This is a genomic window from Nocardioides sp. (genome assembly GCF_047606145.1).
Classification (GTDB): Bacteria; Actinomycetota; Actinomycetes; order Propionibacteriales; family Nocardioidaceae; genus Nocardioides.
On record NZ_JASGET010000153.1, the window covers coordinates 1 to 12,201 of the forward strand.

Genomic DNA, 12,201 nt, shown 5'->3' on the forward strand with positions numbered 1-12,201 from the left:
GGCCACCGCGGTGCTGCCCAGCGCCTCCGCGACCCCCGTCGGCGACGAGACGGCGGCCGGGGCCACCGAGGCCGACGGCACCGGCGCTGCCGATGACGCCGACGGCACCGCCGAGAGCGACGAGAAGCCCGCCAGGCCCTGGTACCGCAAGCCGTTCAACATCTTCCTGATCGTGCTGCTGGTGCTGGTCCTGCTGGCCATCGGCTGGCTCGTCCTCGCGCTGCGCAGCGACCAGAGCCCGAGCGCGTCGTCCAGCGAGTCCGCCTCGGCGAGCGCGTCGTCCAGCGCGGACACGTTCGACCTCGACGTCGGCAAGTACCTCGGCCGCGACATCGACGAGGTCACCGACGAGCTGACCGACCTCGGGCTCAAGGTCCGCTCGAGGCGGGTGAGCAACGACGGCTCGCACGAGGCCGGCACCGTCTCCGCGATCAGGCCGCACCGCAACCTCGTCGAGGGGGACACCGTGGTGGTCAGCTACTACGGTGCCGCGGCGGCCTCGTCGCAGAGCGCGACCGCGACCGAGACGCCCACCGAGACCGCCACCGAGACGGCGACCTCGACCCCGACGGAGACCGAGACGGTGACCGAGACCGCCACGCCGACCGAGTCCGCCTCAGCCACCGCCTCAGCCACCGAGTCGGCTACCGAGTCGGACACCACCGACACCGGTGTGACCGACGGCGACGGCGCGAGTGGTGAGGGCGAGTGAACCAGCAGGAGCCGACCGTGATCGCGGGCCGCTACGAGGTCGGCGAGCTGCTCGGCCGGGGCGGCATGGCCGAGGTCCGCAAGGGCAACGACACCCGGCTGGGCCGGGTGGTGGCGATCAAGCGGCTGCGCACCGACCTGGCCAGCGACGCCACCTTCCAGGCCCGGTTCCGGCGTGAGGCGCAGTCCTCGGCCTCGCTGAACCATCCCGCCATCGTGGCGGTCTACGACACCGGCGAGGAGACCTCGGCCGACGGGGTCTCTCAGCCCTACATCGTGATGGAGTACGTCGCCGGGCGAACCCTGCGCGACATCCTGCGCGAGGGTCGCAAGATCCTGCCCGAGCGCGCGCTGGAGATCACCTCCGACGTGCTCTCCGCGCTCGACTACAGCCACCGCGCCGGCATCATCCATCGCGACATCAAACCCGGCAACGTGATGCTCACCCCGTCCGGCGACGTCAAGGTGATGGACTTCGGCATCGCCCGCGCGGTCAGCGACGCCGCCTCCACGATGACGCAGACCGCGGCGGTGGTCGGCACCGCCCAGTACCTCTCCCCCGAGCAGGCCCGTGGCGAGACGGTGGACTCCCGCTCGGACGTCTACTCCGCGGGCTGCCTGCTCTACGAGCTGCTCACCGGCCGGCCGCCGTTCGTCGGCGACTCGCCGGTCGCGGTCGCCTACCAGCACGTCCGCGAGCAACCGCGACCGCCGTCGGATCACGACACCGCGCTGCCGCCCGAGGTGGACGCGATCGTGATGAAGTCGCTGGCCAAGCGGGTCGAGGACCGCTACCAGTCGGCCGCGGCGATGCGCAACGACATCGAGCGCTACCTGGCCGGCCGACCGGTGCACGCCGCCGCCACGCCGCCGGTCGCCGAGCAGACGACCGTCGCGCCGGCGGTGGCCGACGAGGCCGCCGACGACGAGGTCAAGGGCCCCAAGACGTGGCTGCTGGTGCTGCTCGGCATCATCGTGCTCGCGCTGATCGCGGTCGGTGCGTTCTTCCTGCCACGGCTCTTCGACACCGGACCCGATCAGGTCGCCGTACCGAACGTGGTGAACAAGACCGAGGACCGGGCCCGGACGCTGCTGGCCGCACAGGAGCTGCAGGTCACGGTCACCCGCACGGCGAGCCAGACCGTCGCCGCGGGATCGGTGATCTCCACCGACCCGGTCAAGGGCACCTACGTCGACACCGGCACGACGGTGACGCTCACCGTCTCCACCGGCCCGCCGGACGTGGAGGTGCCGAACGTCACCGACAGTCCGCTCGCGCGCGCCCGCGAGCAGCTCCAGAACGACCCGTACGACTTCACCGTGCGCGTCAAACGAACCGCCAGCGACGAGCCCAAGGGGACGGTGCTGAGCTCCGACCCGACGGCCGGGACGAGCGTCACCCAGGGCAAGTCGACGGTGGTGACGCTGACCGTGGCGAAGGGACCCAAGTCGGTGCCGAACGTGGTCAACCAGAAGGTGGCCGCCGCCAAGAAGATCATCACGGCGGCCGGGTTCGTGCCGGTGGTGGTGCCCGACTCCACGAGCACCAAGCCGAAGGGCACCGTGACCAAGCAGAGCCCGGACAGCGGGACCGCCAGCCAGGGTTCCAACGTCGTCCTCTGGGTCTCGGACTACACCGAGCCGCTGCCGACCTGCTCCACCCAGACGGTGGTGCCGGACCCGAGCGATCCCAGCGCCTCGATCACCCAGTACGCCAGTCCCGATCCCGGTGACCCCGCGACCTGCACCGTCCCCACCGACCTGCCCAGCGACACCTCCAGCCCGTCGGCGTCGTCCTCGGAGACCACCGTGCTGCCGAGCGGGTTCCCGGAAGGGGAGTAGCCGCCACCGTCGGTGGAGCCGAGGCCGCATCGGCCCCACCGACGAAGCCCAGCGGGTCCTCAGTTGCTCTTGATCGGCTGGGCGTAGTGCAGGTCCAGCAGGCCGTCGTACGCCGGGGCCTTGACCTCCGACTCGGCCCGGAACGACCAGCCGATGTCGATGCGCGGGTCCTCGGACTGGCTGCGGTAGAGGGTGACGTAGTCGTCGGCGTCGAGCGCCGCGGTCAGCTTCGTCGGGTCGCCGACCGCCTGGATGACGTATGGCTGCGGGTAGGGCACGCCCTGAAGCTGCACGGTGGACCCGGAGCACTTGATCCCGGTCGTGCTGATCACCCGCTTGCCGGCGATGGTGACCGCCGTCGCACCGCCCTTCCACAGCGCGTTGACGACCGCCTGGATGTCCTGCTGGTGGACGACCATCAGGTTCGGGTTCAGGTCGGTCTTGTCCGCGACCTCCTCGGGGGCGTCGCTGAGCGTGATGGAGACGCCCGGCCCGGTCTCGGCGGTCAGGCCGGCGGGATCCTTGAGCGTGGCGACCTGGCGCTGGTACCGCTTGACCAGGGAGTCGGGCACCGAGCTGGTGAGGTGGTCGATGTCGTCCTGGGTGGTGGTGACCTCGTTCTCCAGCGTCATGTAGTCGCCGCGCTCGCTCTGAACCAGCGAGTCGACGCTGGTGTCGTCCGGGCGCAGGTCGGTGCCGTCGGAGTTGATGGCGCTGACCGCGAGCAGACCCCCGCAGATCACGACCACCAGAGGCGTCGCGATGCGCCACCCCTCTGGCCTCGCGTGGGATCCTCGGGTCACGCCCACTAGGGTATGCGGAGCACCGCAGGACCACCGACGAGGAGCATGACCCGTGGCGAAGACCAAGCTCTCCAAGAGCGAACTCAGGATCGAGCGCGACCCGGTCTTCACACCGCGCTTCCTGATCGCCCTGCTGCTGATCGCCGTCGGGATCGCCTGGATCGCCTACTTCTACACCGGCGTACGGCCGGCGCACACCGGCGGCAAGTACACCGGGCCCGACTCCATCGCCAAGCTCAAGGACTGGAACTACCTGATCGGATTCGGGCTCTTCTTCCTCGGCCTGATCGTCTCCGCTCACCCACGCACGCCGCTGGGTCGTGGCCGCGGCGTCGTGGTCGGGATGCTCGGCTGCTTCCTGATCGGCCTGGTGTGGATCTGCGTCTTCTACATCTTCAGTGACAACCTGGACAAGATCTGGGTCTTCAACGACCTCGGCCAGAAGAACCTCTTCGTCGGCATCGCCTTCATGGCCGTCGGCTTCGCCTTCGCCACCCGCTGGGAGTAGTCCGTACGCCGGGCCGGCGGCTCGCGCGGCCGGGTGCGCTGAATCGGCTGTGCTGACTCGGCTGTGCTGAAGCGGCTGTGCTCAGTCGGCAGCGCGCGCATGGCCTCTGGCCCCGAACTTCTTGCGCGTTACTGCCACTTCTTGCGGGTTGTACCGCGCAGGAAGTGCCAGTTTCACCGGTGAACCGGTGATTCCGACCCCGGCGGCCGCCCGCGCCCACTTGTTCACAACCCGGGAAAACTCTGTGGAGAACCACATCGATGTAATTCATCCACCGCTGTGGATCTGTCTGTGGATAACTCACTTGTGAGTGGAGACGCGCAGCGCCCCGGGCCCATGTTCGGGCCCGGGGCGCAGCCGGTGTGGCGGCGGCCTAGGCCACGGCTGCCGTACGCACGATGGTGAGGACGATCAGGACGGCCGCGATCGCCACCAGCCCGCCGGCCTGGAACGTCGTACGACGTGGGCCGCGCGGCGACCACGCGATCACCGCGGCCACCGCGGCACCGCCCAGGAAGCCGCCGACGTGTCCCTGCCAGGAGATGCCGGAGATGGCGAAGGTGATGACGAAGTTCAGCCCGATCAGCATCAGGATCTGGCGCGGGTCGACGCCCTGGCGGAGCACGATGACCAGCAATGCCCCCATCAGCCCGAAGATCGCCCCGGAGGCACCGAGGGTGGCGTCCTGGGTGTTGGCCGCCCAGTAGACCAGGACCGACCCCGCCAGCAGCGAGATGAAGTAGAGCGCCAGGAAGCGGGTCCGGCCCAGCACCGCCTCCAGCTGCGGGCCGACCAGGTAGAGGAAGAGCATGTTGGAGGCCAGATGCCAGATCTCCACGTGCCCGAACCCCGCGGTGATCAGCTGCCAATAGGCGCCGTCGGAGACGCCCTCGGCCCAGTGCGTGCCGGATCCGGTGTGGCACAGCGCGGCGCTGTGCACGTTCGGGAAGTAGCTCTCGCCGAGCTCGCACACGCCCCGCGCCTTGAGCGAGAAGACGTCGTAGAGCGAACTGGTGTAGCGGCCGGTCACGTTGATCAGCAGCCACACCACGGCGTTGATGCCGATCAGCACCATGCTGGTCAGCGACGCGTCGGTGGGCCGCAGGCCGCCGTACCTGGTCCGGCCGGACCGGGTCTCGCGTTGACCGGCATGCAGGCACTCGGGGCACTGGAAGCCGACGGCGGCGCTGTTCATGCAGTCCGGGCAGATCGGCCGGTTGCACCGCTGGCAGCGGATGTGGGCCTCACGGCCGGGGTGCCGGTAGCAGGTGGGCACCCCGACCGGGGGCGGTGTCTGGCTCACGGGCTCTGGATGCTCGATTCGTGACCTGGTCCGGCGTGGACTCAGGCCTCGGTGATCTCGACCGAGGAGAACACCACCGGCTCGACCGGACGGTCGCCCGGGCCGGTCGCGCTGGTCGCGATCGCGTCGACCACCGCACGGGACTCCTCGTCGGCCACCTCACCGAAGATGGTGTGCTTGAAGTTCAGCCAGGTCGTCGGGGCGACGGTGATGAAGAACTGGGAGCCGTTGGTGGCCGGGCCGGCATTGGCCATCGCCAGCAGGTACGGCTTGTCGAAGGTGAGCTCGGGGTGCGGCTCGTCCTTGAAGGTGTAGCCCGGGCCACCGGTGCCGGTGCCGAGCGGGCAGCCGCCCTGGATCATGAACCCGTCGATGACGCGGTGGAAGCCCAGACCGTCGTAGAACGGGCCGGTCTTGCCGTTGCCGGCGTCATAGGACTTCTCGCCGGTCGCCAGGCCGACGAAGTTCGCCACCGTCTCGGGGGCGTGGTTCGGGAACAGGTTGAGCCTGATGTCGCCCTTGTTGGTGTGCAGGATCGCCTGCTGGTCAGCCATGATCGCCTTTCGATGGGTTTTCTCGGACGGTACGGTGTAAGCCACGTGCGACATCGCACGGTGCTGTGAATCCTCCCATGAAGACCAAGTCGGAAGGCCACCCCATGCTCAGCTCCAAGAAGGCACGTTACCGGGAAGCCGCGGACGAGCTCCGCTCGCTGGCCGAGCAGTACGTCGACGAGGCCAAACCACACCTGGAGTCGATCGTGGAGACGGGTCGCGAGTACGCCGAGTCGGCCAAGGAGTTCGCCGGCGACAAGGCCGCCGAGCTGGCCGGCGCCAAGAAGCGCAAGCGCAGTCGCCGCCGCAAGAAGCTGCTCACCCTGCTCGCCTTCGCCGCGCTGGCGGCGGTCGCCGGGTTCGCGGCCAAGCGGCTGACCAGCGACGGAGAGCAGTGGAACAACCACACCGAGACCCCGGAGACCGACGCCGACCAGACGACCGAGCAGCCCGACGGCCCCGCGGGGGCCTGAGCGCCTGCGGGGCCGTCGGCCACCCGGCCCCGGTGCTGTGGCCGGCCCGGCTCCGGGGCCAGCGCATCCGGATCAGGCGGGCAGGCCGAACAGCTCCGGGTGCTCCCGCTTGAACCGCCGGGAGACGAAGTGCTCGACGACGAACATCAGGATCGGCACCAGGCCGGCGACGATGATCAGCCCCACGTACTCCAGCGACCAGCGGGCGCGGCGTACGAAGACCAGGGCGACGGCCAGGTAGACCAGGTAGACGTAGCCGTGCAGCATCCACAGCCACCACAGGTCGGGGAAGCCGTCGTCGATGCGATGGAGCACCCAGTCGATGCTGGCCAACAGCAGGCACACGCCGACGGTGATGGCCAGGACCCGGTAGGCGGTGAACAGTCGCGTCACGGGCCTGAGGCTACGGCCCGTTCCTTAACGTCGGTCTCAGGCTCCGCCACCGAGCGCGGTCGGACGGCGTCGCGCACATAGCGCCACCAGATGTAGCCGGCCAACAGGCCGAAGGCCCACCATTCCAGGGCGTAGAGGAAGTTGCGCAGCCCGGTGCTGGCGTCGGCCTGTGGCGGGTCCGGAGCGGGTACGGCGACCAGCCCGGTGGTGCCGTCGTTGATCGGCGACGCGGAGTCGGGCCAGTCGGCCTGCCGGTCGGCATCGACCAGATAGGCGCTGAACAGGTCCCCGTCGACGTGATCGATCAGCGTGGCCAGGTCCATCGCGCTCACCACGTCGGCCCGCTTGGTGCTCGCGCTGCTGGTGTCCTGGTCGCCGGCCTGGAGCCAGCCGACCAGCCTGGTGTGCCCGGTCGGCTCCGCGGGCGCCTGGCTCGGATCCTCGACCCAGCCACGCACCACGTAGATGGCCGAGCCCGGCGTACCGCTGCCGTCGACGTGGACCGGCGTCGCGACCCAGTAGCCGGACCTGCCCGCATGCCGGTGCCCGGAGACGTAGACGGTGTCGCCGGTGACCCAGGTCCCGGTGACGACGACCGGCCGGCCGACCTGGTCGCCGGGGAACGCGTCGTTCCCGCCCATCACGTCGGTCAGCGGCGTGGGGTTCGCGTGGGCGAGCTGCGCGATCTGGTCGACCTTGTGCTGCTTGCTCACCCCGTACTGCCACAGCCCGAGCGCCACCGCCGCCGCGACCGCCACCAGCATCAGCGCGTGCGCCCCCCACAGGCGTGGGGAGAGCACCCCGGGGGCACGCTGATCTTGCTCGGACATGGTGACCTCAAGCCTACGTCGTCCCACCCGACCCGACCGCCGAGGTCATACCCGCCCTTCGCCACCGTCGACCAGCAGGGTCTGACCGGTCATGAAGTCGGCATCGCGGGAGAGCAGGAACGACAACGCCGCCGCCTGATCGCCCGGCTCGCCGTTGCGCTTGATCGCCTGATGCGAGGCGATCTCGGCGAAGAACTCCTCCGGCAGCTTGGCGAGCGCGGCCTCGGTGCGGGTCAGGCCGGGGGCGAGGGCGTTGATCGTGATCCGGTGCTCGCCGAGCTCGTCGGCCAGACCACGGACCATGCCCTGCAGCGCGCCCTTGCTCGCGATGTAGTGCGTCATCCCCGGCGGCGGCGCGTAGTAGCTGGACGAGGTCACCAGGACCACTCGTCCCCAACCGGCGCGCTTCATCGCCGGCAGGAAGCTGTCGAGCAGGTGGAACGCCCCGTCGACGTTGACCGACATGGTGCGCCGCCAGTCCTGCTCGGTCAGCTCCTCGAACCGGCGTCGTACCTGGTGGGCGGCGCAGTGGACGAGTGCGTTGACCGCTCCGAAGTGCTCGATCACCTGGTCGCGTGCGGCGCGTACGGCGGCCGGGTCCGCGATGTCGCATCGAACGCCCAGCACCCGATCGCCCTCGGCGGTCCCGGCGGTCACCGCCGTGTCCAGGACCGCGACCCGGGCCCCGCCGTCGACCAGGCGCTCGACCATGGCGCGGCCGATGCCTGCCGCCCCGCCGCTGATCACCACGATCTGGTCGGCATGACGCTGGGTCGTCATCGGAAGGCACCGACGCCGGTCATCGCCTGACCGATGGTGAGCAGGTGCATCTCCGGAGTGCCCTCGTAGGTGAGCACCGACTCGAGGTTGGTCAGGTGGCGAATCACCGGGTACTCCAGGCTGATCCCGTTCGCGCCCAGGATCGTGCGCGCGGTGCGGCAGACCTCGAGCGCCTCCCGGACGTTGTTGAGCTTGCCCAGGCTGACCTGCGCCGGCAGCAGTCCCGCGCGGTCCTTCATCCGGCCCAGGTGCAGCGCGAGCAGGGTGCCCTTGACCACCTCGAGGGTCATGTCGGCGATCTTCTGCTGGGTCAGCTGGAACCCGGCGATCGGCTTGCCGAACGCGGTGCGCTCACCGGCGTACGCCACCGCCGTGGTCAGCGCCGACCGCGCCGCGCCGATGGCGCCCCACACGATGCCGAAACGCGCCTCGTCGAGACAGGTGAGCGGGCCGCGCAGACCGATCGCGCCGGGCAGGACGGCGTCGGCGGGCAGACGGACGCCGTCGAGCACCAGCTCGCTGGTGACCGAGGCACGCAGGGAGAGCTTGTGCTCGATCAGCGGAGCGGAGAAGCCGGGGACGTCGGTGGGCACCACGAACCCGCGGATCCCGTCGTCGGTCCGGGCCCACACCACCGCGACATCGGCCACCGACCCGTTGGTGATCCACATCTTGCGGGCGTCCAGGATCCAGTCGCTTCGCTCATCGCCGGCGCGGTCGCGGCGGGCACGGCTGCGCATCGAGGCGGGGTCGGAGCCGGCATCCGGCTCGGTGAGCCCGAAGCATCCGATCGCGCGGCCGGCCGCCATCTCGGGCAGCCACCGCTCCTTGTGTGCCGCCGAGCCCCAGTGGTGGAGGGCGAACATCGCCAGCGAGCCCTGCACCGAGACCAGCGAGCGCAGGCCGGAGTCGGTGGCCTCCAGTTCGAGGCACGCCAGCCCGTACTCGGTGGCGCTCATCCCGGGGCAGCCGTAGCCGTCCAGGTGCATCCCGAGGACGCCGAGCGAGCCCAGCTCGACGGCGAGCTCGCGGATGCCGGGGATGGTGCCCTCCTCGAACCAGGTGGCGACATGCGGCTCGACCCGGTCCACGCAGAACCGGCGCACCGCGGCGCGGACGTCGCGCTCGTCCTGGCTGAGCAGGGCGTCGATGCCGGCGGGGTCGGCCGGGTCGAAGGTGCGGGTGGACGTCGTACCGGGGTCCGTGTCGCGTGGGCCGGGGGCGTGCGGCGGCGGGATGTTCATCGGGTCTCCTGGGGGTCGGGCGCGAGGGCGCGGAGCGCGACGCTGACGTCGGCGACGACGATCCCGTCCAGGGGCCGCTCGGCCTCATCGGGCCGGCGGGGATCGAGTACCACTCCACGATCCTAGAGACTCCGCCACAGGGACTCAGCGACCGCGGCTCGGCCCAGGAGATGGTCGAGGCGAACCGTGAGCTCACCATCTTCGTGGTGGCCGACCGACCGCGGATGGTCGACCTCTCGTCAGGATGCTCTGGCAGGACGCCGGTGGCAGCGAACGCCGGCCGCTGAACTGGCATCTGGATACAGTATGCATTAGGGTGGCGACCTAGCCGGCGCCGGCACGCGCCGCCGACCTCCGAGAGCAGCAGGTGAGCACCGTGATCGACTCCCCGGGCCGCCGGTTCCGCGCCGAGCTGGCCGCGCACACACCACTCCTCCTCCCCGGTGTCCACGATGCGCTGAGTGCGCGGGTGCTGCGCCGATCGGGCGCGCGAGTGGGATACCTGTCCGGCTCGGCGACGGCGATGGCGACGCTGGCCGCACCGGACATCGGCCTGCTGAGCGGGACCGAGCTGATCGACCAGGCCCGCCGGATCACCACCGCCACCGACCTGGCGCTGATCTGCGACGCGGACACCGGCTTCGGCAACGCGGTGAACGTCGCCCACACCGTGCGCGCGCTCGAGTCGGCCGGCGCGGCCGGCCTGCAGCTCGAGGACCAGACCTTCCCCAAGCGGTGTGGTCACTTCGACGGCAAGTCGGTGGTCTCGAGCGAGGAGATGGTGCAGAAGATCTACGCCGCCGCCGAGGCACGCTCGGACGAGGACACGGTGATCATCGCGCGGACCGACGCCGCGGCCGAGCACGGCATCGACGAGGCGATCCGGCGGGGTCGCCTCTACGCCGCGGCCGGCGCGGACGTGATCTTCGTCGAGGCACCAGCGGGCATCGAGGACCTGCGGCGCATCCCGGCGGCGATCGGCGCACCGACGCTGGTCAACGTCGTCGAGGGGGGCAGGACGCCTCAGCTCGACCTCGACGAGTACGGCGCGATGGGGTTCGACATCGTGCTCTATCCCACCGCGGCGGTCCGGGCGGTCGCCGCGGCGCTCGAGGGGCTCTACGGTCACCTGCTCGGCCATGGCACGACCGCGGGCGGCCCGGTCGAGCTCGTCGCCTTCGCGCGGCGCAACGAGATCACCGGCTTCGCCGGCTTCGAGGAGCTCGCCGCCCGGGTGAGCGCTCGAGCGCATGACCACCTCGCCGACCACCCCGACCTGAACCCAGGAGCGCAGCGTGACTGAGACCTCTACCGGCATCTACCTCGACGGCGAGTGGCGGGTCGCCACCGACGGCGCCGCCTTCGAGGTGGTCAACCCCGCCGACGGCACCGTGCTGGCTCGCCTCTCCGACGCCGGCCACCCCGAGGCGGCGCAGGCGATCGCCGCGGCCGCGACGGCACAGCCGGCGTGGGGAAGGACGCCGGTGGCGGTGCGCACGACCGTACTGCGCACGCTGCACGGCGCGCTCCTGGCCCGGGCCGAGGAGTTCGCCGACCTGATCGCCGCCGAGAGCGGGAAGACCCTCGCCGATGCGCGTGGCGAGGTCGCGTACGGCGCCCAGTTCCTCGCCTGGTTCGCCGACCAGGCCACCCAGCTGCTCCACGGCGAGCACTACACCGATCCGACCGGCGCGGTGCGGATCCTCACCCAGCATCGGCCGGTCGGCCCGTCGCTGCTGATCACGCCGTGGAACTTCCCGCTGGCCATGATCACCCGCAAGCTCGGTCCGGCGCTGGCCGCCGGGTGCACGACCGTCATCAAGCCCGCCGCGCAGACGCCGCTGACCGCCATCCGGCTGATGGAGCTGCTGACCGACCTCGATCTCCCGGCCGGCGTGGTCAACCTGCTCTCCAGCGACCGCCCGGCCGAGATCTCGGCGGCCGTCTTCGCCTCGCCGGCGCTACGCAAGGTCTCCTTCACCGGCTCCACCAGGGTCGGCACGAGCCTTCTCCGCGCCGGCGCCGAGCGCGTCGTGAACGCATCGATGGAGCTCGGTGGCGACGCGCCGCTGATCGTCTTCGACGACGCCGACGAGGACTGTCTCGACCAGGTCATGACCGCCAAGCTCCGCAACGGCGGCCAGTCGTGCATCGCGGCGAACCGCATCCTCGTGCAGGACTCCGCGGCCGAGGGGTTCATCGACTCGCTCGCCCGACGCTTCCGGGCGCTCACCGTCGGCGACGGCCGGGCCGAGGGGACCGACGTCGGACCGCTGATCGACGACGCGGCGGTCGCCGGGGTCGCCGGCCTGGTCGACGAGGCGGTCGCGGCCGGCGCCCGGATCGCGGCCCGGGCCCCGGTGCCCGAGGGCCACGGCAGCTTCTACCCGCCGACCGTCCTGGTCGACGTACCCGGCGAGTGCGCGATCACCCGGGAGGAGATCTTCGGCCCGGTCGCCTGCATCACCCGGTTCAAGGACGAGGACGAGGCCGTCTCGCTGGCCAACTCCACCGACTCCGGCCTGGCCTCCTACGTCTTCACCGCCGACCTGGCCAGGGCGCTGCGCGTCGGCAGCGCACTCGACTTCGGCATCGTCGGGGTCAACCGCGGATTCATCTCGACCGCGGCGGCCCCCTTCGGCGGCCTCAAGACCTCGGGGCTCGGCCGCGAGGGCGGGCTCCACGGCCTGGAGGAGTACGTCGAGACCCAATACCTCTCGCTCCCGGTCGACGCCACCGCCTGACGCCGCGGGCGGGACG

General features: G+C 70.7%; 12 protein-coding genes and 1 pseudogene. 6 read left to right on the top strand and 7 right to left on the bottom strand.

All coding sequences use genetic code 11. The features are described 5' to 3' along the window. Both QM638_RS20575 and pknB read left to right on the top strand, forming a co-directional pair. Positions 1–712: pseudogene (locus QM638_RS20575) on the top strand (hypothetical protein); the annotation flags it as partial. Further along, positions 709–2,553, top strand: a complete 1,845-nt coding sequence (gene pknB / locus QM638_RS20580; protein WP_415145116.1) for a Stk1 family PASTA domain-containing Ser/Thr kinase — start codon at positions 709–711, stop codon at positions 2,551–2,553. The pseudogene QM638_RS20575 and the gene pknB, both read left to right, overlap by 4 nt. Positions 2,554–2,612: 59 nt before the next feature. Here pknB and QM638_RS20585 read toward each other — a convergent pair whose 3' ends face one another. Continuing rightward, positions 2,613–3,356 (bottom strand): DUF881 domain-containing protein, encoded by a 744-nt coding sequence (locus QM638_RS20585; protein WP_415145118.1) that lies wholly within the window; start codon positions 3,354–3,356, stop codon positions 2,613–2,615. 52 nt (positions 3,357–3,408) lie between these two features. On the opposite strand from QM638_RS20585, the gene QM638_RS20590 reads away from it, so the two are divergent. Then, positions 3,409–3,864 carry a cell division protein CrgA gene (locus QM638_RS20590; protein WP_415145120.1) on the top strand — a complete coding sequence of 152 codons (456 nt, stop codon included), beginning with the start codon at positions 3,409–3,411 and terminating at the stop codon, positions 3,862–3,864. Positions 3,865–4,237: 373 nt separating this feature from the next. Here the strand turns inward: QM638_RS20590 and QM638_RS20595 are convergent, their stop codons facing one another. Together QM638_RS20595 and QM638_RS20600 are read right to left on the bottom strand one after the other, a co-directional pair. Further along, positions 4,238–5,167 carry a rhomboid family intramembrane serine protease gene (locus QM638_RS20595; protein ID WP_415145121.1) on the bottom strand — a complete coding sequence of 310 codons (930 nt, stop codon included), beginning with the start codon at positions 5,165–5,167 and terminating at the stop codon, positions 4,238–4,240. Between the two features lie 41 nt (positions 5,168–5,208). Continuing rightward, the gene (locus QM638_RS20600; RefSeq protein ID WP_415145123.1) at positions 5,209–5,721 is read right to left on the bottom strand and encodes a peptidylprolyl isomerase; all 513 of its coding nucleotides are present in this window, start codon (positions 5,719–5,721) and stop codon (positions 5,209–5,211) included. Positions 5,722–5,798: 77 nt separating this feature from the next. Here QM638_RS20600 and QM638_RS20605 point away from each other — a divergent pair, with 77 nt between their 5' ends. Then, on the top strand, positions 5,799–6,194 hold the full coding sequence (locus QM638_RS20605; RefSeq protein WP_415145125.1) for a hypothetical protein: 396 nt from the start codon (positions 5,799–5,801) through the stop codon (positions 6,192–6,194). A 72-nt stretch (positions 6,195–6,266) separates the two neighbouring features. Here the strand turns inward: QM638_RS20605 and QM638_RS20610 are convergent, their stop codons facing one another. Genes QM638_RS20610 through QM638_RS20625 form a run of 4 tightly spaced genes read right to left on the bottom strand, consistent with a single transcriptional unit; the run spans position 6,267 to position 9,441 of the window. Then, positions 6,267–6,587 (bottom strand): DUF3817 domain-containing protein, encoded by a 321-nt coding sequence (locus QM638_RS20610; RefSeq protein ID WP_415145127.1) that lies wholly within the window; start codon positions 6,585–6,587, stop codon positions 6,267–6,269. Continuing rightward, a complete protein-coding gene (locus QM638_RS20615) occupies positions 6,584–7,417 on the bottom strand; it encodes an SURF1 family protein (protein ID WP_415145129.1) in 834 nt (277 codons plus the stop codon). Before QM638_RS20615 ends, QM638_RS20610 begins: the two co-directional genes overlap by 4 nt. A 45-nt stretch (positions 7,418–7,462) precedes the next feature. Beyond that, positions 7,463–8,197: an SDR family NAD(P)-dependent oxidoreductase gene (locus QM638_RS20620; protein ID WP_415145130.1), complete on the bottom strand. Its 735-nt coding sequence runs from the start codon at positions 8,195–8,197 to the stop codon at positions 7,463–7,465. Further along, the gene (locus QM638_RS20625) at positions 8,194–9,441 is read right to left on the bottom strand and encodes an acyl-CoA dehydrogenase family protein (RefSeq protein WP_415145132.1); all 1,248 of its coding nucleotides are present in this window, start codon (positions 9,439–9,441) and stop codon (positions 8,194–8,196) included. Before QM638_RS20625 ends, QM638_RS20620 begins: the two co-directional genes overlap by 4 nt. Positions 9,442–9,808: 367 nt before the next feature. Here QM638_RS20625 and QM638_RS20630 point away from each other — a divergent pair, with 367 nt between their 5' ends. Both QM638_RS20630 and QM638_RS20635 read left to right on the top strand, forming a co-directional pair. After that, positions 9,809–10,744 (top strand): isocitrate lyase/PEP mutase family protein, encoded by a 936-nt coding sequence (locus tag QM638_RS20630; RefSeq protein ID WP_415145134.1) that lies wholly within the window; start codon positions 9,809–9,811, stop codon positions 10,742–10,744. Beyond that, positions 10,737–12,185 carry an NAD-dependent succinate-semialdehyde dehydrogenase gene (locus QM638_RS20635; RefSeq protein ID WP_415145136.1) on the top strand — a complete coding sequence of 483 codons (1,449 nt, stop codon included), beginning with the start codon at positions 10,737–10,739 and terminating at the stop codon, positions 12,183–12,185. Before QM638_RS20630 ends, QM638_RS20635 begins: the two co-directional genes overlap by 8 nt. Positions 12,186–12,201 lie beyond the last annotated feature (16 nt).